The 20,301-nt window shown below is 75.7% G+C and carries 19 protein-coding genes; 8 read left to right on the forward strand and 11 right to left on the reverse strand.

Annotation, left to right across the window (positions count from 1 at the left end):
- On the reverse strand, nucleotides 1-1,158 hold a 1,158-nt coding region (locus ACWPXV_RS14770), incomplete at its 3' end, for a protoporphyrinogen/coproporphyrinogen oxidase (RefSeq protein ID WP_454085930.1).
- A complete protein-coding gene (hemE, locus tag ACWPXV_RS14775; protein ID WP_454085931.1) occupies nucleotides 1,158-2,210 on the reverse strand; it encodes a uroporphyrinogen decarboxylase in 1,053 nt (350 codons plus the stop codon). The genes ACWPXV_RS14770 and hemE, both read right to left, overlap by 1 nt.
- A 49-nt stretch (nucleotides 2,211-2,259) precedes the next feature.
- Between hemE and ACWPXV_RS14780 the strand changes: the two genes are divergently transcribed.
- The 4 genes from ACWPXV_RS14780 (at nucleotide 2,260) to ACWPXV_RS14795 (ending at nucleotide 4,983) form a co-directional block, all read left to right on the forward strand.
- Nucleotides 2,260-3,540 carry a glutamyl-tRNA reductase gene (locus ACWPXV_RS14780; RefSeq protein WP_454085932.1) on the forward strand — a complete coding sequence of 427 codons (1,281 nt, stop codon included), beginning with the start codon at nucleotides 2,260-2,262 and terminating at the stop codon, nucleotides 3,538-3,540.
- A gap of 118 nt (nucleotides 3,541-3,658) precedes the next feature.
- The gene (locus ACWPXV_RS14785) at nucleotides 3,659-4,036 is read left to right on the forward strand and encodes a YybH family protein (RefSeq protein ID WP_454085933.1); all 378 of its coding nucleotides are present in this window, start codon (nucleotides 3,659-3,661) and stop codon (nucleotides 4,034-4,036) included.
- Between the two features lie 34 nt (nucleotides 4,037-4,070).
- The gene (locus tag ACWPXV_RS14790; protein WP_454085934.1) at nucleotides 4,071-4,733 is read left to right on the forward strand and encodes a hypothetical protein; all 663 of its coding nucleotides are present in this window, start codon (nucleotides 4,071-4,073) and stop codon (nucleotides 4,731-4,733) included.
- 31 nt (nucleotides 4,734-4,764) lie between these two features.
- A complete protein-coding gene (locus tag ACWPXV_RS14795; protein WP_454085935.1) occupies nucleotides 4,765-4,983 on the forward strand; it encodes a hypothetical protein in 219 nt (72 codons plus the stop codon).
- A gap of 71 nt (nucleotides 4,984-5,054) precedes the next feature.
- On the opposite strand, the gene ACWPXV_RS14800 is transcribed toward ACWPXV_RS14795, so the two are convergent.
- Nucleotides 5,055-5,606, reverse strand: coding sequence for a TetR/AcrR family transcriptional regulator (locus ACWPXV_RS14800; protein WP_454085936.1), 552 nt, complete (start codon nucleotides 5,604-5,606; stop codon nucleotides 5,055-5,057).
- Nucleotides 5,607-5,632: 26 nt separating this feature from the next.
- The gene (locus tag ACWPXV_RS14805; RefSeq protein ID WP_454085937.1) at nucleotides 5,633-5,782 is read right to left on the reverse strand and encodes a hypothetical protein; all 150 of its coding nucleotides are present in this window, start codon (nucleotides 5,780-5,782) and stop codon (nucleotides 5,633-5,635) included.
- On the opposite strand from ACWPXV_RS14805, the gene ACWPXV_RS14810 reads away from it, so the two are divergent.
- The 4 genes from ACWPXV_RS14810 (at nucleotide 5,781) to ACWPXV_RS14825 (ending at nucleotide 9,821) form a co-directional block, all read left to right on the forward strand.
- Nucleotides 5,781-7,226, forward strand: coding sequence for an MFS transporter (locus ACWPXV_RS14810; RefSeq protein ID WP_454085938.1), 1,446 nt, complete (start codon nucleotides 5,781-5,783; stop codon nucleotides 7,224-7,226). The genes ACWPXV_RS14805 and ACWPXV_RS14810 overlap by 2 nt on opposite strands.
- Nucleotides 7,227-7,792: 566 nt before the next feature.
- Entirely contained in the window at nucleotides 7,793-8,164 is a 372-nt protein-coding gene (locus ACWPXV_RS14815) for a hypothetical protein (RefSeq protein ID WP_251840427.1), read from the forward strand.
- Nucleotides 8,161-9,225 carry a PEP/pyruvate-binding domain-containing protein gene (locus ACWPXV_RS14820; protein WP_454085939.1) on the forward strand — a complete coding sequence of 355 codons (1,065 nt, stop codon included), beginning with the start codon at nucleotides 8,161-8,163 and terminating at the stop codon, nucleotides 9,223-9,225. Before ACWPXV_RS14815 ends, ACWPXV_RS14820 begins: the two co-directional genes overlap by 4 nt.
- The gene (locus tag ACWPXV_RS14825) at nucleotides 9,222-9,821 is read left to right on the forward strand and encodes a hypothetical protein (protein ID WP_454085940.1); all 600 of its coding nucleotides are present in this window, start codon (nucleotides 9,222-9,224) and stop codon (nucleotides 9,819-9,821) included. The genes ACWPXV_RS14820 and ACWPXV_RS14825 overlap by 4 nt, the downstream gene beginning before the upstream one ends.
- A 121-nt stretch (nucleotides 9,822-9,942) precedes the next feature.
- Here ACWPXV_RS14825 and ACWPXV_RS14830 read toward each other — a convergent pair whose 3' ends face one another.
- The 7 genes from ACWPXV_RS14830 to ACWPXV_RS14860 all read right to left on the reverse strand — a co-directional run bounded on the left by ACWPXV_RS14830 (nucleotide 9,943) and on the right by ACWPXV_RS14860 (nucleotide 20,245).
- Nucleotides 9,943-12,393, reverse strand: coding sequence for an alpha/beta hydrolase (locus ACWPXV_RS14830; protein WP_454085941.1), 2,451 nt, complete (start codon nucleotides 12,391-12,393; stop codon nucleotides 9,943-9,945).
- Between the two features lie 174 nt (nucleotides 12,394-12,567).
- On the reverse strand, nucleotides 12,568-13,416 hold the full coding sequence (locus ACWPXV_RS14835) for an HpcH/HpaI aldolase/citrate lyase family protein (protein ID WP_454085942.1): 849 nt from the start codon (nucleotides 13,414-13,416) through the stop codon (nucleotides 12,568-12,570).
- Nucleotides 13,413-14,621 carry a CaiB/BaiF CoA transferase family protein gene (locus ACWPXV_RS14840; RefSeq protein ID WP_454085943.1) on the reverse strand — a complete coding sequence of 403 codons (1,209 nt, stop codon included), beginning with the start codon at nucleotides 14,619-14,621 and terminating at the stop codon, nucleotides 13,413-13,415. Before ACWPXV_RS14840 ends, ACWPXV_RS14835 begins: the two co-directional genes overlap by 4 nt.
- Complete coding sequence (locus ACWPXV_RS14845) at nucleotides 14,618-16,783, reverse strand: SUMF1/EgtB/PvdO family nonheme iron enzyme (protein WP_454085944.1); 2,166 nt, start codon at nucleotides 16,781-16,783, stop codon at nucleotides 14,618-14,620. Before ACWPXV_RS14845 ends, ACWPXV_RS14840 begins: the two co-directional genes overlap by 4 nt.
- Nucleotides 16,784-16,797: 14 nt before the next feature.
- The gene (locus tag ACWPXV_RS14850) at nucleotides 16,798-17,706 is read right to left on the reverse strand and encodes a ribokinase (protein WP_454085945.1); all 909 of its coding nucleotides are present in this window, start codon (nucleotides 17,704-17,706) and stop codon (nucleotides 16,798-16,800) included.
- Nucleotides 17,703-19,085 carry an ADP-ribosylglycohydrolase family protein gene (locus ACWPXV_RS14855; protein ID WP_454085946.1) on the reverse strand — a complete coding sequence of 461 codons (1,383 nt, stop codon included), beginning with the start codon at nucleotides 19,083-19,085 and terminating at the stop codon, nucleotides 17,703-17,705. The genes ACWPXV_RS14850 and ACWPXV_RS14855 overlap by 4 nt, the downstream gene beginning before the upstream one ends.
- Complete coding sequence (locus ACWPXV_RS14860) at nucleotides 19,082-20,245, reverse strand: ADP-ribosylglycohydrolase family protein (protein WP_454085947.1); 1,164 nt, start codon at nucleotides 20,243-20,245, stop codon at nucleotides 19,082-19,084. Before ACWPXV_RS14860 ends, ACWPXV_RS14855 begins: the two co-directional genes overlap by 4 nt.
- Between the last annotated feature and the right edge of the window lie 56 nt (nucleotides 20,246-20,301).

Below are 20,301 nucleotides of genomic sequence, written 5' to 3' on the forward strand. Positions count from 1 at the left end.
GTCGAGCACCTGGGACCGGTCGAGCGGCACGCCGAGCAGCGCCTGCGCGTCGGCAAGGGCGAGCTCGGCGTCGACGGCCTCGATCGCGGCGGGGTCGTCGCCGGCGCGCCCGTAGGACAGGCGCAGCACGTGGACGCCGGCAGGTACAGATCCCCGCAGCCAGGCCCACTTCGCGGTGGCGTGGGTGAGGGCCTTGGTCCGCACGCCCGCGTCCGGACCGACGAGCACCCCCGAGCCGAGCGGCGCGGCGTCCAGCTCCGGCGCGTCGAGGACGAGCGTCACCTGGACGATCGGGTGCCCTGGGCGCAGCTCCGGCAGCTCGCCGGGCAGCACGCCGGAGAGCAGCTCCACCGTCTCGGGACCCGGCACGGCGAGGACGAGCCGGCGCGTCCGGACGGGGGCTGCGCCGTCGTCGGCGTGGACGAGCCACGTACCGTCCGACTCGCGGGCCACCGCCGTCACGCGCGTGCCCGTGCGGACCTCCGCGCTCGCGGCCAGCGCCTGCGGCAGCCGCCACATCCCGCCGACGACGCAGCCGACGGCCGGCCCGTCCGGCACCGTGGCGGCCACGGCGGCGGCCAGCGAGCCGTGGGTGACGAGCGCGGCACGCAGCCCGGGCGCGACGGCGTCGACGGCGAGGTTCTCCGGGTCCGCGCCGTGGATGCCGCGCGCCACCGGGCGCACGAGGCGCTCGAGCAGACCCGCGCCCATGCGCACGGTGACGAGCTCGGCGAGGGTCGTGGCGTCGGAGCCCGCGGCGGGGTCGAGGGTGAGGTCGGCGGCGGCGCGGGTGGCGGCGTCCGGACCGACGACGGCGACGACGTCGTCGGCGAGCGGGTCGGCCGGGATCCCGAGGAGGGAGCGGGCGGGGGTGGTGAGCGCCCGGCCACCGCCGTCGGGGAGCCAGATCGTCGAGTCCGCCGCCGGCGTCGCCCGCTCCAGACCGAGCCGCGCGACGAGGTCGGCCACCTCGGGCCGCCGCAGCGCGAAGGACTCCGCTCCGGCGTCGACGTCGATCCCGCCCACGCGCGCGTGCTGGACCAGCCCGCCCACCCGGTCGCCCACCTCGAGGACGAGGGGGCGCAGGCCGGCGGCAGCGAGGGCGTGGGCGGCGGTGAGGCCCCCCATCCCCGCGCCGACGACGACGGCGTCACGCATCACAGGCTGTGCGCGAGCTCGACGATCCGGGTGAGCACGCCGGGGTCGGTGGTGGGCGGGACGCCGTGGCCGAGGTTGAGCACGTGGGCGGGGGCCTGGCGGCCGCGGTCGACGACGTCGCGCACGTGCCGCTCGAGGACCTCCCACGGGGCGGTGAGGAGGGCCGGGTCGATGTTGCCCTGGAGCGGCGTGGTCCCGCCGAGGCGGCGGCTCGCCTCGTCCAGGGGCAGGCGGTAGTCGACGCCGACGACGTCCGCGCCCACGTCGCGCATCGCGCCGAGGAGCTCGCTCGTGCCGGTGCCGAAGTGGACGATGGGGACGCCGAGGTCCTTGACGTGGGACAGCGCGCGGGCGCTGTAGGGGGCGGCGTACGCGGTGTAGTCGGCCAGCGACAGGCCGCCGGCCCAGGAGTCGAAGAGCTGGACGGCGCGGGCACCGGCCTCGACCTGCGCGCGCAGGAACGCCCCGGTGAGGTCCGCGGCCCACGTCATCACCCGGTCCCAGGTGGCGGGGTCGGAGTGCATGAGCCCGCGGGCAGCGAGGTGGTCGCGCGAGGGGCGGCCCTCGACGAGGTAGGCCGCGAGGGTGAAGGGGGCGCCGCCGAAGCCGATGAGTGGGGTCTCGCCCAGCTCGGCGACGGTGAGGCGGACGGCCTCCTGGACGGCGCTGTGGTCGCCGGGGGCATGGGCGGCGAGGCGCTCGGCGTCGGCGACGCTGCGCACCGGCTCGCCGATGACGGGGCCGACCCCGGAGACGATCTCGACGTCCACCCCGGCCAGGCGCAGCGGCACGACGATGTCGGAGAAGAAGATCGCCGCGTCCACCCCGTGCCGGCGGACCGGCTGGAGGGTGATCTCCGTCGCGAGCTCGGGCTTGAGGCAGGCCTCGAGCATGCCGACGCCGCGCCGTACCTCGTGGTACTCGGGCAGGGAACGCCCGGCCTGGCGCATGAACCAGACGGGCAGGCGCTCGGGCCGCCGGCCGGAGTACGCGGTCAGCAGGGGACCACGCACTTCGTCTGATGTATTAACGTTGCGGCCTGGAGCAGTCATGCAGCCATTGTGCCTGCCCCTCCGACCAGCGGTTCCCTGGGGGAGACTCGTGACCCTTGCAGTGATCTCGGCCAACCACCGCCACGCGGGGCTGGCGGACGTCGACCGGCTCAGCGCAGCGGGCGCGGACCGGCTCCTCGCCGTGCTCGCCGACCACGCCGCGCCCGGCGCCGGGTCCCTCGACCCCGCCGCGGACTGCGGGATCGGTGGTGCCGTCGTCCTGTCCACGTGCAACCGCCTCGAGGTCTACCTCGACGCCGACGACCCGGTGGCCGCCGCCGAGCACGCGCGCCACGCCGTCGCGCGCGCGAGCGGCGTGTGCCCCACCGAGGTGTCCGAGCACACCATCGCGCTCTCCGGCGACGCCGCCACCCGGCACCTGTTCGAGGTGGCGAGCGGGCTGGACTCGATGGTCGTGGGGGAGCGCGAGATCGTCGGGCAGGTGCGGCGGTCCCTGGACGCGGCGCGTCAGGTGGGGCTCACGACGCCGCTGCTCGAGCGGACCTTCCAGCACGCGTCCCGCACCTCCCGCGAGGTGGCCGTGACGACCGACCTCGCCCGTGCCGGCGCGTCGGTCGCGTCCGTGGCGCTCGACCTCGCCGGGCGCTCGCTGGCCGGTGACCGGGCGCTGCTCGTCGGCACCGGCGCGTACGCCGGGGTGGCGCTCGCGGCGCTGCGCTCCCGCGGCGTGGAGGACGTCGCGGTGTGGTCCGCCTCCGGGCGTGCCGCGAACTTCGCCGAGAGCCACGACGCCGTCGCCGTCACCGACCTCGCCGCGGCCCTCGCTCGCGCGGACGTCGTCGTCACCTGCCGGGGGACCGGCACGGTGGTGCTCGACGTCGCCACCGTCACCGAGGCGCTGGGCTCGCGGGCGGGCGGTGACGCGCTCGTCGTCGTCGACCTCGCGCTGGGCCGCGACGTGGACCCGGCCGTTGGTGAGGTGCCGGGCGTGCGGCTCGTCGACCTCGAGACGGTGCGCAACCAGCTGCCGACGACGACGGCCCTCGAGGTGGACCGTGCGCGCGAGCTCGTCGCGCGCGGCGTCGAGCGGCTGGGGGACGACCTCGCCAGCCGCGCCGTGGACGAGGCCGTCGTCGCGCTGCGCCGCCGGGTGGAGGACGCGGTGGCCGACGAGCTCTCGCGCCTGCCCGCCGGCGGTCAGGTGTCCTCCGACGACGCCGCCCGCGCGCTGCGCCGCCTCGCCGCACGCCTGCTCCACACGCCCACCGTGCACGCCCGCACCGCCGCCCGCGACGGCCGCGCCGAGGAGCACGTCCGCGCCCTCGAGCAGGTCCTCGGCCTCACCGTCCCCGCCGTCACCGTCAACTGACCCCGCACCGCTCCTTCGCCGCCCCCCTTCCGTCGACAGCCGGATTCTTCGTCGGGAGCCGGCTCTCCCTCTGCATCTGCCCCTCGACGGCGGACGACGGTCGGAGGACCATCACAGGATGGGCAGGGACCTGCGGGACGAGATGCGCGCCCTCCTCGACGCCTGGGCGCAGGCGATCGTCGCCAACGACGCCGACCGCATCGGCTCCTTCGCCACACCGGACTGGCTGCTCGTCGGCACGGGCGGCACGGTCCCGCGCGAACGGTTCCTCGACCTCGTCCGCTCGGGGCGGCTGACGCACGAGGAGATGGGTTTCGAGGTGCTCGACGTACGCGACCGGGGCGACGTCGTCGTCGTCATCGCGCACGGCACCAACTCGGGCCACTGGGAAGGCCGGCCCTTCCACGAGGACGAGTACACGACCGACGTCTTCACCCGGGACGCCGACGGCGGCTGGCGGTGCGTCGTGACGACCTTGACCCCGCGAGCGGGTTGACTGCTCCCGCCTCGCCGTCAGGAATGATGGCCCCGTGAGACTCTTCGACCGCTGGCGCTCCGCCGAGGTTCCCGCCGACGTCGGTGCCGGCTTCTGGGTGGCCGAGGCCGCCGCGATGGAGCGCGCGATCGTCACTGCCCTCGCCGGCGCCGAGCGCTCCCGGACCGCCGCCGTACCTGCGCGCGTCGAGCTCTCCGCGGGGGCGGAGGGACGCGTCGTCGTCGTGTGGCGCAACGTCATCGTCGGCTTCGTGCCGCCCGACCGCGCCGCCCCGCTCCGCGCTCAGCTCGCGGCCGCCGGGAAGGACACGCTCGTGGCGCCGGGCTCGGTCGTCGAGCTCGGCGGGCAGCGGCGGATCTGGGTCGGGGAGGGGGCGCCGGTGGGCGAGCCGCCCGCCGACGAGCTCGCCCCGCCGCCCACCACGATCTTCGGCATGAACCTGCCCGGTTCCACGCCGCGGGAGACGACGACGGCGCGGCGCTGGGTCCTCGCGGTCGGCTCGCACTCGTGGGAGGTGCGTGAAGGAACCGACCTCGACGTCGCGCTGCTGCGCCGCCGCATCGCCGAGGCAGAGCCGGGCTCGACGGTCCACGTGCTCGTGTGGGGCGAGCCGGTGGCGGTCGACCTCGGCAGTGGCGACCGCGTGACGCTCACCGACCCGGTCACCGGTGAGGTTGAGGTCCTCCACCCCCGTTGAGGCCGGACGGGCCGCGCGTAGGGTGGCGCCCATGCCGCGCCCGACCGGGTTCACCTACGTCACCCGGGGCGACGACGTCGTCATCAGCCACCACGGGCGGGTCGCCACGACCCTGCGCGGCAGGCGCGCCGCGGAGTTCCTCGCGGACGTCGAGGGGGAGGACCCGCAGGAGCTCATGGCCCGGCTGACCGGCAACTACCGGCGCGGGAACGAGCGGCAGGCTCGGCAGCACCCGCGCCACAGCGGCTGACGCCCGCTGCGGATCGTGTGGCTTTCGGTCTCTCTGAGAACCCGAAAGCCACACGGTGCGTGCCGGCGTGGTCAGCCCCGCACCGCCTGCTGCTTGAGGAGCGCGACGACCTCGAGGAGCTCGGCGCGGTCCTGCGGCTCGGTGCCCGCGACGTCGTCGGAGGCGATGGCCCCGGCGAGGACGGCGTTGTAGTAGAGCCCGTCCCCGATCAGGACGATCGCGCGGGCGATCGCCCGGTCGCCCACCTCCTCGAGGATGAGGCGGAACCAGCCGCGGTGGACCTCGTGCAACGCGTCGCGCGCCCGGGCGTTGGCCTCCTGCGCGAGCCCCGCGGCGGCGACCATCGCGCGGTCGAGCGGGGAGCCGTCGGCCACTGACGTGTCGACGTAGTACGCGGACGGGCCGCGCGGGTCGGCCGCCATCGCCTCGGTGTCGGCGGCGGCGAGGGTGGTCAGGCGCTCGAGGAGGCCCTCGACGAGCGCCTCCTTGCTCCGGAAGTGGTAGAGCAGCCCGCCCTTGGACACCTCTGCCCGCGCGGCGACGGCGTCGAGCGTCGTCGCCCGGGCGCCCTCGCTGACGAGGAGCTCCTCGAAGGCGTCCAGGACGTTCTCTCGTGCCGACATGGGGGAGACGCTACCCACAGTGACGGTCAACCGTCCAGACGGTACAGTGGACGGCGGCGCAGGTAGCGCCCACCCACGCCGCCCCGGAGCACCACCTTGGCCTCGACCACCTCATCGCGACCCGTCACCCCGCGCTCGCCCGCCGCCCGCCCCTGGGCCGCGCTCGTCGTGCTCATGCTTCCCGTGCTGCTCGTCGCGGTCGACAACACCGTCCTGGCCTTCGCGGTGCCCTCGATCTCCGAGTCGCTGCGCCCCGGCGGCACCGAGCTGCTGTGGATCGTCGACGTCTACCCGCTCGTGCTCGCCGGGCTGCTCGTCCCGATGGGCAGCCTCGGGGACCGGGTGGGCCGCCGCCGGCTCCTCCTCATCGGCGCCACGGGCTTCGCCGTCGTCTCCGCCGTCGCCGCCTTCGCCCCGACCGCGTCGCTCCTCATCGCCGCCCGCGCAGCGCTCGGTTTCTTCGGCGCGATGCTCATGCCGGCGACGCTCTCGCTCATCCGCAACATCTTCACCGACCCGGTCCAGCGCCGGACGGCGATCGCGATCTGGGCGGCCGGCTTCTCCGGCGGCGCTGCCCTCGGACCGATCGTCGGCGGCTTCCTGCTCGAGCACTACTGGTGGGGCTCGGTCTTCCTCCTCGCCGTTCCCGTGCTCGTGCCGCTCCTCGTCCTGGGACCGGTCCTCGTGCCCGAGTCGCGCGACCCCGAGCCCGGGCCCGTGGACCCCGTGAGCATCGCCCTCTCGCTCGGCGCCATGGTCCCGCTCGTCTACGGCATCAAGCGCATCGCGGAGAACGGGCCGACGACGACGGCGGTGCTCGCGATCGTCGTCGCGCTCGCCCTCGGGTACGCCTTCGTCCGCCGCCAGCTGCGCCGCCCGGTGCCGCTGCTTGACGTGCGCCTCTTCGCCAACCCGGTCTTCAGCGGCTCGGTCGCGGCGAACCTCCTCAGCGTCTTCTCGATGGTCGGCTTCCTCTTCTTCGTGTCGCAGCACCTTCAGCTCGTCAGCGGGCGCACGCCGATGGAGGCGGGGCTCGTCCTCGTGCCGGGGCTCGTGGTCACGGTGGTTGCCGGCCTGGCTGTCGTGCGCGTCGTCCAGCACGTGCGCCCGGCCCGCGTTGTCGCGGGCGGACTGCTCCTCAACGCCGTCGGGTACGGCCTGGTGCTCGTGAGCGGGTCGGCGGGCTCCGACGCCGGGCTCCTCGGCGCGTTCATGATCCTCGGCGCGGGGGTGGGGGCGGCGGAGACGATCTCCAACGACCTCATCCTCTCCAGCGTTCCCGCGGCCAAGGCCGGGGCGGCATCGGCGGTGTCGGAGACGGCCTACGAGCTCGGGGCGGTCCTCGGGACGGCGGTGCTCGGCAGCATCCTCACCGCGGTGTACCGGACCAACGTCGTCGTCCCGGACGGAGTGACGGGCGACGACGCGCGGGCGGCGGGGGAGACCCTCGGCGGTGCGACCGAGGTGGCGAGCGGGCTGCCGGACTCCGTGGCGCAGACGCTCCTCGAGTCGGCGCGGCACGCCTTCGACTCCGGGGTGGTCATCACCTCGTCGATCGGCGTCGTGCTCATGGTCGTGGCCGCGGTCATCGCGCTGCGGGCCCTGCGTAGCGCGGAGTAGCCCGGCGGCTCCTCCGGCGACTGTGCCGGCGCGTGGGCAGTCCATCGCGGCGACGGGCCGACGTCGAACCGGTCCTCCATGCCGTCAGCCCGCAGGGTGAGGACGCCGCCGGCGACCATGTCGACGAAGCGCAGCCCGTCCCACTCGGCGGACCGCACCGGTCCCTCGCCGTGGTCAGTGGCGATGTCGGTGACCTGCTCCACGCTGCGGATGGCACCAGTCTGGCGCACCCGGTGCCATGCATCGGGCGGACCGGACAGGCCAGGGGATGACGTCTGCGCGGGACGTTAGATTGCTCCGCCTGGTGGAGCAATCTAACGTCTCCGGACAAGTCCCCTCCCGCCCGTCGCGTCGCGCCCGGCAGACAGCGGGGAGGGCTGCGTGCGGCCGGGGAGGAGCGGGCGGGCGTCGTGGCCCCTAGGTGCCCCGCGGGGTGCACATGATGATGGCGACGGCCCTCGCGTTCACGGTGCGCTCGGTTAACCGGGCGCACGTCGCGCAAGGGGTGCACGGGAGACGTCAACAGTATGTTGACAACGGCATGTTGGTGATGTCGACTGGCGAGCATGACCGCTGACGACCAGGCCCGAGCCGCCGTCCTCGACTCCCACCGCCGCGTGCTCGCACGGGCCGGCGGTGCGGCGCTGGCCGCCAGACCGTGGCAGCACGCCGGTCAGCCGCCCGCTGACGGTGACCTCGTGCGGCTGGCCGCGTGGAGGGCCGCGGACCCCCAGGTCGAGGAGGAGGTGGTGGCGGCGGGGCTGGGGCTGCTGGCATCGGCTCGGGCCGAGCTCGACCAGGTCGAGGCGGGGCTCCTCTTCGCAGCCCGCGGCGCCGGGATGACCTTCCAGCAGATCGCCGGCGCGCTCGGTCTGGGGTCGGGGCAGGCCGCCCAGCAGCGCCTGGCCCGGGTGCTCTCCCGCACGGAGCGGGCATGAGGCGGGTGGTTCCGCTCGAGGACGCCGAGGCGTCCAGCGGGACGAAGGCCGCGACGCTGAGCCGGCTGGCGCGCGCCGGGGTCGCCGTGCCGGGCGGCCTCGTGGCGCGCGAGGCGGCGGCCGCCGGGTGGGAGCCGGAGCCGCGCTCCGCGCTGAGGGAGCTGGGCGGGGACCGGTTCGCCGTGCGGTCCTCCGCCCTGGGGGAGGACGCGGCGCAGGCGTCGTTCGCGGGCCAGCTCCTCACGCGTCTCGACGTGCCCACGACGCGCGTCGCCGAGGCCGTGCGGGACGTGGCCGCCAGTGCCGCGGGCGCAGCCGCCTACACGGAGGCCACCGGGCGGAGCCTCGGCGAGGACGTCGCCGTGCTGGTCCAGCCCATGCTGAGGCCGGTGGCGGCGGGAGTGGCTTTCACCCGCCACCCGGTCACCGGTGCGCGAGGCACCGTGGTCGAGGCCGTCCGCGGGCTCGGCGAGTCGCTCGTGTCCGGCAGGGCGGCCCCGCAGCGGTGGCAGCGCGGATCCACGGGTGGCCTGGTCGCCTCGGGGACCCCCGACGTGCTCACCGAGAGGCACGCGGCGGCGGTCGTCGAGCGCGCCGAGCAGGTCGAGAAGATGCTCGGGGGAGCGCAGGACGTCGAGTGGGCGCTGGACGCCGACGGCGTCGTGTGGGTGCTGCAGGCCCGTCCCGTCACCACCGGCGCGCCTGCGCTCGACGAGACCGCCGCCCGCACCGCCCGCCCCCTCGTCTCAGGGACGGCGGCCGGCCCCGGCACGGCCACGGGCCCGCTCCGGGTGCTTGCAGGCCTGGACGACTTCGCCCGCTTCCGCGCCGGCGACGTGCTGGTCTGCCGCAGCACCGCCCCCGCCTGGGTCCCGGTACTGTCGCGCGCTGCCGCGGTGGTCACGGAGGTCGGCGGGATCCTCGCGCACGCGGCGATCGTCGCCCGTGAGCTCGGGATCCCCGCCGTCACCGACGTTCCCGCGGCGACGAGGCTGCCCGACGGCGCGCTCGTCACGGTGGACGGCACCGCCGGGACGATCACCCTCCTGGAGGAGTCATGAGCGCCACCAGCCCGCCCGACCTGCTCGCGCTGCACGCGGTGCGCGTGCTGGGATACGCGACCACCGCGAACGTCGGTTCCCGCGCCGGGCTCGAGGAGGCCGTGGCCGAGGAGCTGCTCCTCGATGCGCAGGCTGCCGGGTGGATCGCGTGGAGCCGCTTCGCCGACGAGGGCGGCTGGTCGCTCACCGAGGCCGGCAAGGCCCATGGTGAGCGCCTGCTGGCGGACGAGCTGGACTGCTCGGGCGCCCGTGCCCGGGTGCAGCAGGAGCTGGACGGGTTCGGACCGCTGAACGACCTGGTGGCCGGCGCGTGCACCCGGTGGCAGCTCACCGAGCTGGGCATCGCCCGGCCACCGGCCTCGCTGGAGTCCGTGCTCGCCGACCTCGCGCGCGCCGCCGTCGGCCTGGCGGGGATCGAGTCGCGGCTGACGGCGGCACTTGCCCGGTTCACCGGCTACCACTCGCGCTTCACGGACGCCGTGGACAAGGCACGCCAGGGGCCGTCCTGGATCAGTGGCACCGACCGCGACTCGGCCCACCGGGTGTGGTTCGAGCTCCACGAGGACCTGCTCGCCACCCTCGGCCGACCGCGCTGAAGCAGCCGCCGGAACGACTGTGCGCCCCCTGCGTCCACCGTGCGCTCGGTGGACCGGGCGCACGGTGGCGCAGGAGGCGCACAGTGCGGGTGAGGAGTGGGCAGTGGGCGGTAGCGCTGGGTCAGGCGGCGGCTGCGCGGCGGCGTGCCACGAGCACCGCGCCGGCCGCGGCGAGCAGCAGCGCGAGCACGGCCGCACCGAGCACGGCGGCACCGGTCGAGGGCAGCCCGCCCGCGCCGGAACCGGTGTCCGTCACCGGTGGGACGGGGGTGGCGCTCGGCTCGGCTGACTCGCTGCCGGGGCCCTCCGTGGGCGCGGGGTCGTCCGTCGGTGCGACGGTCGGTTCCGGACTGGTCGGCTCGCCGGGCGTCACGGTCGGTTCGGGCTCGGTCGGCTCCGGCGTCGTCGGCTCCTCCCCGGGCACGTCGGCCAGCTGCATGACGAAGACGTCGCCCGCCCCGGCGTTGACCGCGCCGTCCGGCGCCCCGAAGGTGAGACCGCTCAGCCACGTGCCGTCGGTGCCGGCAGCCGCGTAGAGGTTCGCCTCGTCCCACTCGTCCGCGCCGTCGCGCTCGCGCGAGCCGAGCTGGAGCGGCTCGCCGGCCACGCCGTCGGCCGACACTGGCAGCGCGACGACGTCGACCCCGCCCAGCGGCTGGCCCATCGCGCCGTACGTCGTCGCGAGGACGAGCGCCCCGCCGTCGGCGGTCGCCACACCGGTGACGCCGCGGTCGTCGGTGGACGTGCCGGTCTGCAGCGTCCACGACTCCTCGCCGTCGGCCGTCAGCGCCCGGACGACGATGTCGTTGTCCCCGAGCGCCGTCTCGCCGAGCGCGCCCTTCGTCTGCCCGACGGCCAGCACCGCGCCGTCGGCCAGCGGCACGAGGCCGCTCACCATGTCGTTCTCCGCGGTGGCGACGGATCGCACCCACTGCTGCTCACCGTCGGCGTCGTACCGCGCGATCCAGCCGTCGCCCGAGCCGAGGTGTGCGGCCCCCGGCAGCCCCGCGCCGCTCACGCCACCGACGACGACGTCCCCGTCGCTCGTCAGCGCGACGGCCATGGCCTTGTCCTCACCGGAGCCGCCCAGCTGGGTGCTCCACAGGAGCTCGCCGGTGGCCGAGACGCGCGCGAGGACGGCGTCCTTGTCGCCGGCGCTCGGGGTGCCGGCGAAGGTGCCGCTCGTGTAGCCGGCGACGTGCGCGCCGCCGTCGCCGTCGGGGGCCACCGCGTAGAAGCGGTCGGCCGCGGCCGGGTCACCGAGCTCGAGGGTCCACGTGCGCTCGCCGTCGGCGTCGACCGCCGCGACGACGGCGTCGTCCTGCGTGTCCGCCTCGCCCGTGGCGAGGGTGCCGCGCGTGTAGCCGCCCACGACCACGCCGTCGTCGGCCCCGTTGACGACCCCGTAGACGCGGTCGTTCGCGCCCGTCGCGATCGCGTGGCGCCAGGTCTCCGTGCCGTCCGCCGCGCGACGCACGAGAACGGTGTCCATGCCGCCGGCCGGCTCGTAGCCGTCCCACGCACCGGCGAGGTTGAGCGCGACGACGCTCCCGCCGTCGGCCGTCTCGACGACGCCTCCCGCGCGGTCGTCACCCGCGGAGCCCAGCAGGTCGGCGTCCCACGTCGCGCCCGGCTCGGTGCGCAGCCGCTGGCCGACGTCGACGATCGCCTCGCGGAAGGCCGGCTGCCACACGTCCCAATCGTGCCCGCCGTCGAGGACGCGCAGCTCGGCCGTCACGCCCGGCACGCGCCGTGCGGTGTTGTAGAGCTGGGCGGACTCGAAGTCGATGTCGTGCTGCGCGTCGGCCGGGTCCGGGTTAGGCCACTCGTCGTCGCCGACGGCGACGAACAGGTGGACCGGCAGCGCGGGGTCGAGGGACTCCAGCGCCGTCGGGTAGGAGAGCTCGGTGTAGCGGTCGGCGTCGAACAGCGCGTCGCCGACGCCGTAGGCGCCGTAGTCCCGGACCGAGGAGTCGGCCGGGGGCTGGGGCACGTACGCGGCGGGGCTGAGGACGATGCCGGCGGAGAAGTCCTCCTGGTGGGCGAGGGCCAGGCGCAGCGCGCCGGCACCACCCATGGAGTAGCCGCCGACGGCGCGGGCCTCGCGGTGCGCGACCGTGCGGTAGGTGGCGTCGACGTGCTCGACGAGGTCCTCGGCCAACGCCGTCTCGACGGGCAGGCCCGGTCCGGACGCGGCGTCGCCGGTGTAGAGGGAGTCGGTGTACCAGCTGCCGCGGTCGTTCCAGGGAGCGTCGGGCATGACGGCGACGACGGGCTGCAGCTCTCCGGAGGTGATGAGCTCGTCGAGGTCGGTGGCGACCCGCTGCCAGGCGGCCTGCGTGTCCCCGCGGCCGTGGAGCAGGTAGACGGTGGGGTAGCGCTCGGTGCTGTCGTCGTAGCCGGGCGGGAGGTAGACGGTGTAGTCGACCGTGCCGGCGGCGGTGCCGGTGGCCTCGGCGGACACGAGTGTCCCCTGCTCGGCGGCGAGCGCGGGGAGGGTGAGCGACGCACCGGCGACGACGGCGACTGCTGCCGTCACCGCCAGGCGCCGCGTGAGGCGGGGTGAGGTCATGAGGGGCTCCTTCGGGGGAGGGAGACACGCGTCCCCGGGCTGGGGGCGAGTGGTCGGTGGGCCGCGGCGGCAGTGCCGGGGCGGGGGTGGTGCGGGGGACGGCGGTGTGGTTCGGGGCAACGGCGGTGTCGGGCGGAATCCGGCTGTCGGCGGGAGGGGGAACGGCGTGACAAGTCAGCTGTCGGTGGGAGCTGGGTCCTCGGGGGCGAGGGCGAGGGTGGCCTTGGCACGGTCGACCATGGCGACGTCGAGGAAGCTGCCGTCGGCGAGGACGAGGGCTCCGGTGCCGGCGGCTACGGCGCCCTCGACCCGCGCGACGACCTCCCGTGCGCGCTCGACCTCCTCCTCGCTCGGCAGGAACACCTCGCGGATCGTGTCGAGCTGCGCGGGGTGGATCGCGGTGCGGCCACTGAAGCCGAGCCGCCGCCCGGCCCGGCAGGACTCGGCGAGCCCGTCGAGGTCGCGCACGTGCGGGTAGACGGACATGACGGGGGAGGGCAGCCCGGCCGCCCGCGCGGCCACCACGACTCGGCTGCGGACCCAGGTGAGCCCGGCGTCGTCGTCCACGCGAAGCTCCGAGCGCAGGTCCGCCTCCCCGAGTCCGAGCGAGGCCACCCCCGCCACGGAGGCGAGGGCGAAGGCGCGCTCCACCCCGATCGCCGACTCCACGAGCAGGTGCACCTCCCGGCCGCCGACCCGGGACACCAGCGCGGCCACCGCGGCGGGGTCCTCCGCCTTGGGCAGCCGCAGCCCGACGTGAGCGGGCAGCGCGGCCACGGTGGCGACGTCGTCGTCGTGCCACGGGGTCCCGGCGGCGTTGACCCGCACCTGCACGGCCCGCTCCGGCGGCACCGACGCGAGCAGCGCGGCCACGTTCGCCCGCGCCGCGTCCTTCACGCCGGGCGCGACGGCGTCCTCGAGGTCGACGATGACGGCGTCGGCCGCGGAGGCCAGCGCCTTGGCCACCCGGTCGGGCCGGTCGCCCGGCACGTAGAGCAGCGTGAGGGGCGGCGGGAGGCTCATACCGCTCCCTCCGCGCGCAGCTGCGCCACCCGCTCGGCGGAGAAGCCGAGCTCCTCGAGCACGGCCGCGGTGTCCGCCCCGTGCTCCCGGCCGGTGAACTGGATGACGCCGTCGGCGCCGGAGAGCCGGAACAGCGGTCCCTGCATGAGCATCGGGCCCAGCTCGGGGTCCTCGATCTCGTGGAGGGTGCCCAGGGCCTGGAACTGGGGGTCGGCGACGATGTCTTGCGCGTCGTAGATCGGGGCGACGGCGGCCTGTGCCTCCTCGAAGGCGGCCACGACCTCGTCCCGGGTGCGCTCGGCGATCCAGCTGCCCACGGCGTCGTCGAGGACGTCGGCGTGCGCCGCCCGGTCCGCGCCGCGGGCGAACCACGGCTCCTCGATGAGCTCGGGCCGCCCGACGAGCCGCATGACGCGCTCGGCGATCGACTGCGCCGACGTCGACACCGCCACCCACTGCCCGTCGCGCGTGCGGTAGGTGTTGCGCGGCGCGTTGTTCGCCGAGCGGTTGCCGGTGCGCGGCTGCACGGTACGCAGCTGGTCCCACCGGGTGATCTGCGGGCCGAGCATCGCGAGGATCGGCTCGATGATCGCCATGTCGACCACCTGTCCCTGCCCCGTCCGCTCCCGCGACTGCAGCGCGACCATGACGGCGAAGGCCGTGGCGAGGGATGCGACCCCGTCGGCCAGGCCGAAGGGCGGCAGCGTGGGCGGGCCGTCCGGCTCCCCGGTCATCGCGGCGAAGCCGCTCATCGCCTCGGCGAGCGTCCCGAAGCCCGGCCGGGTCCGGTAGGGACCGACCTGCCCGAAGCCGCTCACCCGGGCGAGGACGAGCCGCGGGTTGCGCGCGGCCAGCTCCTCGTAGCCCAGACCCCACCGCTCCAGGGTGCCGGGGCGGAAGTTCTCGATGACGACGTCGGCCTGCTCGGCGAGGGCGAGGAAGACCTCCCGCCCGCCGGGGCTGCCGAGGTTGGCGGTGACGGTGCGCTTGTTGCGGCCCAGCGTCTTCCACCACAGGTTGACGCCGTCCTTGGCGGCGCCGTGGTTGCGGGAGGGGTCGGGCTTGGCGGGGTGCTCGACCTTGACGACGTCGGCGCCCATGTCGCCCAGGTGCATCGCCGCCATCGGGCCGGCGAAGAGGGTGGAGGCGTCGACGACGCGCAGGCCGGCGAGGGCCCCGGCCGAGGCGTCACGGGAGACGGTCACCGGGCCACCTCCCCGTCCCAGGCGCAGCGGAAGCCGATCGTTGCCGAGCGGGCCAGGCCGAGGCCCGGCAGGAGGTACTTGAGGGAGTGGTCGGGGGCGTGCACGCCACCCTCGACGTACCAGTCCGAGCCCTCGGCCTGGTAGTCGCTGCCGCCCTTGAGGATGACGAAGCGGGTGCGGCCGTCGCTGTGCTCGCTCTCGGTCCAGCTCCACACCGCGGGGGTGCCGCGGTGCAGCTCGCCGGTCTCGCCGGCCAGCTGCCACTCGTCCTCGGTGGGCAGGCGGCCGCCGCGCCAGGCGCAGTAGGCACGGGCGTCGTCGAGGTCGACGAAGGTCACCGGCTCGTCCTCGGTGCCCGGGGCCGGGCGGCCCTCGAGCCAGTGGGCGAGGAAGCGGTGCTCGACGGCGGGCCGGTAGCCGGTCGCGTCGAGGAACGCGGCGAACTCCTCGTTCGTCACCTCGTGGACGGCGACGGCGACCGGCGCGTCGAGGGTGAGCTCCCGCTGGAGCGTGCGTGCGTCGTGCAGCCGTGGGGGGAGCGGCTTCCACTCGTCGACGTAGGGCGCGCCCTGGTACATGCCCGTCTCCCGCGCGCGGTGGCGGACGGTGAGGACGTGCTCGCCCGCGGGGACGACGACGGCGGGGGGCCGGGCGGCGTCGGTCGGTGCGTTCGCGGCCGGAGAAGTCCGGCTGTCGGCGGGAGAAGTCCGGCTGTCGGCGGGAGAGTTCCGGCTGTCGGCGGGAGAGTTCCGGCTGTCGGCGGGAGAGTTCCGGCTGTCGGCGGGAGAAGTCCGGCTGTCGGCGGGAGAGATCCGGCTGTCGGCGGGGAGGGCGGTCGCGGTGAGGCGGCGGGCGAGGCGGTGCTGGAAGCGGGCGTCGCGCACGTGGGGGCGGCGGGACAGCTCCTCCAGGAGGCCGGGGAGCCAGTCGGGCTGAGCGGCGCCGTCGGCGACGTGGAGCAGCGCGGCGATCCCGCGGCCCGGCACGGTGACCGGCCCCGCGCCGTCGTCGCCTGTGAGGGGGACGAGACGGCCGCCGGTGACGGCGCCGTCGGGCAGGACGGGGCCGGTCCAGTCCTCGGAGCCGCGGTTGACGAAGGTCCACAGGGTGAGGCCGTCGAGCTCCCAGCGGGAGGCGTAGACGCCCGCGGCGTCGGCCTCAGGCGTCAGCTCGGTGAGCGGCGTCCACCCGCCCTCGAGCAGCAGGTCGCCGGCGGCGCGCTGGACGGCGACCATCCGGGCCACGGTCGCGGCGTCGCGCGGCGTCCAGCCGACCCACACGCCGAAGACGACCTCCCACACCATGACGCCCACGCCGTTGAGCCACGCGGACTGCAGCTCCTCGGAGTGGTCGCGGTGCCAGCGGCGGACGTGGTGCTGCATGTGGCGGCGCTCGTACCAGTGCGCGCGGAGCACACCGGGCACGGGGGAGTCGGCGAAGAACTGCGCCCACGAGGAGGAGTGGTCCTCGATGCGCTCGACGGCGAGCTTCGACTCACCCTCGAGGACGATCCCGGGCCGCGCCTCCTCGAGTCGTGCGACGAGCTCGGGCTCGGCCTTCTTCAGCGTGTCGAGGAAGACGCCGTCGGCGCCGAGCCAGGAGACGACGTCGGCGAGCTCGGTGACGTCGTCGGCGCCGCGTCGGGTGCCGGTGTCCCACGGGTTGTAGTCGACGAAGACGTGGAGGCCGGCGTCGTGCAGCTCGCGGACGAGCTCGACGATGCCCGGCACGTCGCGGTAGTAGTCCCACTGGTTGCGGTCGTCGATCCCGATGACCGGGTAGGCGTGCCACAGGACGACGGCGTCGAGCCCGCCGAAGCGCTCGCGGGCGTCGGCGAGGAAGCGCTCCGGCGTGAAGCGGTGCTCCTCGAAGGAGTAGAGCAGCTCGTCCCACAGCCACACCTGCGCGACGGTGTGGCAGCGCGCCGCCCACGCCGCCCCGGGACGCTCGTAGGCGGCGCCGCGGTAGCCGTGACGCGCGCGGGCGTCGTCGCGCCACCGGTGCAGCGCCTCGCGCCACGCCTCGCGGTCGGCCGGGTCGGCCGGCCCGACGAAGATCTTCGCCTCGTCCAGCGCCGTGGACTGCTCGGTGGTGAGGCCGTCGAGGGGAACCTCGGTGGGGAGGTCGATGGGCCGCGGGACGAGGGGGTCGAACGTGTACATGACGCCTTTCTTGCTCAGCGGTGGCGCGCGAGGTCCGCGACGGCGGTCGCGGTGGGGACGGCTTCCTGCGCGCCGGGGGCGGTGGTGGCCAGGGCGCCGGCCGCGGCCGCGAGGCGGGCAGCGTCGGCGAGGGTGGCACCACCGGCGAGGGCTGCGGCGAGGACGCCGCAGAAGGTGTCCCCGGCGCCGGTCGTGTCGACCGGCTCCACCGGGAACGCGGGGACGTGGACGGGCTCGCCGTCGCGCTCGGCGACGAGGCTCCCGGCGCCCCCGAGGGTGACGACGACGGCGGGCACCTGGGCGAGCAGCGCCGTCGCCAGGTCCGCCGGCTCGGTGCCGTCACCGCGGCCGGCAAGGTCGGCCGCCTCGTGCTCGTTGACGACGAGGACGTCGACGGCGGACCACACCTCCTCCGGCAGCTCCCGGGAGGGGGCGGCGTTGAGGACGAGGAGCGCGCCCTCCTTGCGGGCCGCGGCGGCCGCGACGATCGCCTCGAGCGGGATCTCGAGCTGCGCGAGGACGACGTCCGCCTCCGCGACCCGCGCGGCCTGCTCGGTCCCGACCGTGACGAGGGAGTTGGCGCCCGGCGCGACGATGATCGTGTTCTCGCCGCCCGGGTCCACGGAGATGAGTGCGGTGCCGGTGGGCTCGGCGACACGCGCGACGAGGTCGGTGCGCACGCCGGCGCCCGCGAGGGACGCGTGGAGGAGCTCGCCCGACTCGTCCTCGCCCAGGGCGCCGACGAAGGTCGTGTCCGCGCCACCCGCGCGGGCCGCCGCGACGGCCTGGTTCGCGCCCTTGCCGCCGGGGTGGCGCTCGAGCGTCCCGCCGAGCACGGTCTCCCCGCCGGCCGGGTGGCGCGGCACCGGGACGACGAGGTCGACGTTCGCCGAGCCGACGACGACGACGCGCCCAACGCTCACGGGGTCACCGCCGCGGCGAGCGGGACGGCCAGCGCGAGCGTGCGCTCGGCGAGGTCGGTGATGCGCTGCTCCCCACCGGGCAGCGAGGTGGCGATCCGTCCCTCGAGGGGCGCGGTCCACTGCTCGCCGATGCGGTCGGCGCCGAGCAGTCCACCGACCACCGCGCCGACGGTGGCCGCCGCGGAGTCGGTGTCCCAGCCGGCCATGACGGCGATCGACACGCTGGCCCCGAAGTCCCCGCGCCCGGCGGTGAGCGCGAAGGCGATCGTCGCGGCGTTGCCCAGCGTGTGGACCCAGTGGAGGTCCCCGTACGCGGCGTGCAGCCGGTCCAGGCCCTCCCGGACGGCGGGCTCGCTGCCGTCGCACGCGCCCCCGGCCTCGCGGCCGAGGCGGATCGCGGCGGCGAGCCGGCTGGCGGGCGGGACGGCGGCGTCGGCGGCGTCGAGGACCTCCTCGACGCTGTCGCACACCATCGTCGCCGCGCCGAGGGCCGCGGCCCACATCGCGCCGTAGACGCCGTTGCGGGTGTGGCTCAGGCGCGCGTCGGCCCACGCGAGGCGGGCAGCGGCGCGGACGTCGCCGGGCAGCACCCAGCCGAGGAGGTCGGTGCGGATGAGCGCCCCGATCCACTCCCGGAAGGGGTTGTGGTGGGTGGCCGTCTCCGGCACCGGGCGCGCGTCGAGGATGTTGCGGTACGCGGCGCGCTCGGCGGTGAAGACCCGCCCGGCGGGGAGGTTGTCGAGCCACAGCTGGGCGACGTCCTCGGTGGTGAAGCCGTGGCCGTGCTTCTCGAGGAGGGCGAGGGCGAGGATCGGGTAGTTGAGGTCGTCGTCCTCGGGCATGCCGGAGATGTTCTCCTCCAGCGAGGTCGGCGCCGAGCGGCGGTTCCACGGCCAGCGGGCCGCGACGTCGTCGGGCAGGCCGACGGCGGTGAACCAGCGGTCCAGCGGCCAGCGCCCAGTGGCCCGGAGGATCTCCTCGATGCCCTGCCGCGGGATCTTCTCCACCGGCTTGCCGAGCAGGCACCCGGCGGCGCGGCCGGTCCACGCGCCGACGAGGCGCTCGCGGTAGGCGGCGTCGTCGGGGCGGCCGACGAGCTGCGGGGCCGGCGGCAGCAGGGCGGCGATCGCCTCCCACCCGTCCGGCTCGGCCGGCGACGGCGGGGCCGGGGTGGCGGCGAGCTCGTCGAGCAGCTCGCGGGCCAGGGCACGCAGGGCCGGGGGAGCGGGCACCGGGCCGGCGCCGCTCACGGCCGGGACGGGGTCGCCGCCGGCGGCCACCCAGCGCTCGCGGACGGCGGTGACGTCCCGCCCCTCGGCGGCGGACTGGACGAGCTCGTGCGCGAGGAGGTCCTCGGGCTGGGCCCAGGTCAGCCTCATGCCGGCGCCCCCTCCAGCTGCTCGAGGGCCGCGGCGCGGGCGCGGGCGCGCTCCCGGTCGGCGCGGAGGATGTCGGCGGCCACGCCGGCCATGAGGCGGCCGGTGGCGCGCACGTCGGTGCGGCTGGCGGTCTCGATCTCGTCGAGCCACTCGGTGGGGACCACCTCGGTGCCACCCAGGCCCGCGCAGACGGCACCGGCCATGACGGCGATCGAGTCGGCGTCGCGGCCGTAGTTGACGGCCCCGAGGACGGCGCCGCGGAAGTCGCCGCGGTGGCCGAGGACGAAGCCGAGCGCGGCGGGCAGCTCCTCGATGGACTTCGTGCGCGAGGGGCGGCGGGCGTCCATCGACATCTGCCGGTACTCGGGCCCGACGGAGTCGTACGGGGCCACGGCCTCGCGGATGACACGGGCCAGCTCGCGCTCGCCGTCGTCGTCGGTGGGGACCTGACGGCCGGCGACGGCGTCCACGACGGCGCGCAGGGCGGCGGCAGTCCCGTCGTGGGCGACGTCGAGGGCGGCGCGGGTGACGTCGTCGACGCTCGCGCCGGGGGCGACGGCGGCGGCGACCATGGCGGCGAAGACGCCGGCCGCCTCGCGCCCGTAGCTGGACTGGTGGGCCCCGGCGACGTCGATCGCCTCGGCGTAGGCGGCGCGCGGGTCGCCGGCGTTGGCCAGGCCCACGGGCGCCATGTACATGGCCGCGCCGCAGTTGACGACGTTGCCGACGCCGGCCTCGCGCGGGTCGACGTGCCCGTAGTGGAGGCGCGCGACGATCCACTTCTCCGCGAGGAAGACGCGCTGGAGGATGAGCGCCTCGCTCTCCAGCTCGGGGATCCAGCGAGGCTCGCCGATCATGAGCGGGACGAGGTCCTCGGCCACCGCGTAGGCGTCGAGGTGGTCGCGCCGCTTGGCGTAGACCTCGACGAGCGCCTGCGTCATGAGGGTGTCGTCGGTGATGTGCCCGTCACCCTTGTGGTACGGCGCGATGGGGCGCGCGGTGCGCCAGTTCTCGTACCAGGGGCCGACGATGCCGCGCACCCGGCCGCCGTGGCGCTCCTCGATCTGCTCCGGTGTCCACCCCTCGGTGGCTCCCCCCAGGGCGTCCCCGACGGCGGCGCCGGTGATCACCGCCACGCATCGATCGTCCAGCCAGCTCACAGATCTACTCCTGCCTTCGTGTTGCGGTACGTGCGGTGGCCGCGGGGCGGCCGGTG

This window comes from Georgenia sp. Marseille-Q6866 (assembly GCF_965111665.1).

Bases quoted from the DNA above. Each gene is read 5' to 3' on its own strand.
- hemE (WP_454085931.1), bottom strand. From the start codon at position 2,210: ATGACTGCTCCAGGCCGCAACGTTAATACATCAGACGAAGTGCGTGGT.
- ACWPXV_RS14785 (WP_454085933.1), top strand. From the start codon at position 3,659: ATGGGCAGGGACCTGCGGGACGAGATGCGCGCCCTCCTCGACGCCTGG.
- ACWPXV_RS14795 (WP_454085935.1), top strand. From the start codon at position 4,765: ATGCCGCGCCCGACCGGGTTCACCTACGTCACCCGGGGCGACGACGTC.
- ACWPXV_RS14800 (WP_454085936.1), bottom strand. From the start codon at position 5,606: ATGTCGGCACGAGAGAACGTCCTGGACGCCTTCGAGGAGCTCCTCGTC.
- ACWPXV_RS14810 (WP_454085938.1), top strand. From the start codon at position 5,781: ATGCTTCCCGTGCTGCTCGTCGCGGTCGACAACACCGTCCTGGCCTTC.
- ACWPXV_RS14805 (WP_454085937.1), bottom strand. From the start codon at position 5,782: ATGAGCACGACGAGCGCGGCCCAGGGGCGGGCGGCGGGCGAGCGCGGG.
- ACWPXV_RS14815 (WP_251840427.1), top strand. From the start codon at position 7,793: ATGACCGCTGACGACCAGGCCCGAGCCGCCGTCCTCGACTCCCACCGC.
- ACWPXV_RS14820 (WP_454085939.1), top strand. From the start codon at position 8,161: ATGAGGCGGGTGGTTCCGCTCGAGGACGCCGAGGCGTCCAGCGGGACG.
- ACWPXV_RS14825 (WP_454085940.1), top strand. From the start codon at position 9,222: ATGAGCGCCACCAGCCCGCCCGACCTGCTCGCGCTGCACGCGGTGCGC.
- ACWPXV_RS14830 (WP_454085941.1), bottom strand. From the start codon at position 12,393: ATGACCTCACCCCGCCTCACGCGGCGCCTGGCGGTGACGGCAGCAGTC.
- ACWPXV_RS14835 (WP_454085942.1), bottom strand. From the start codon at position 13,416: ATGAGCCTCCCGCCGCCCCTCACGCTGCTCTACGTGCCGGGCGACCGG.
- ACWPXV_RS14845 (WP_454085944.1), bottom strand. From the start codon at position 16,783: ATGTACACGTTCGACCCCCTCGTCCCGCGGCCCATCGACCTCCCCACC.
- ACWPXV_RS14855 (WP_454085946.1), bottom strand. From the start codon at position 19,085: ATGAGGCTGACCTGGGCCCAGCCCGAGGACCTCCTCGCGCACGAGCTC.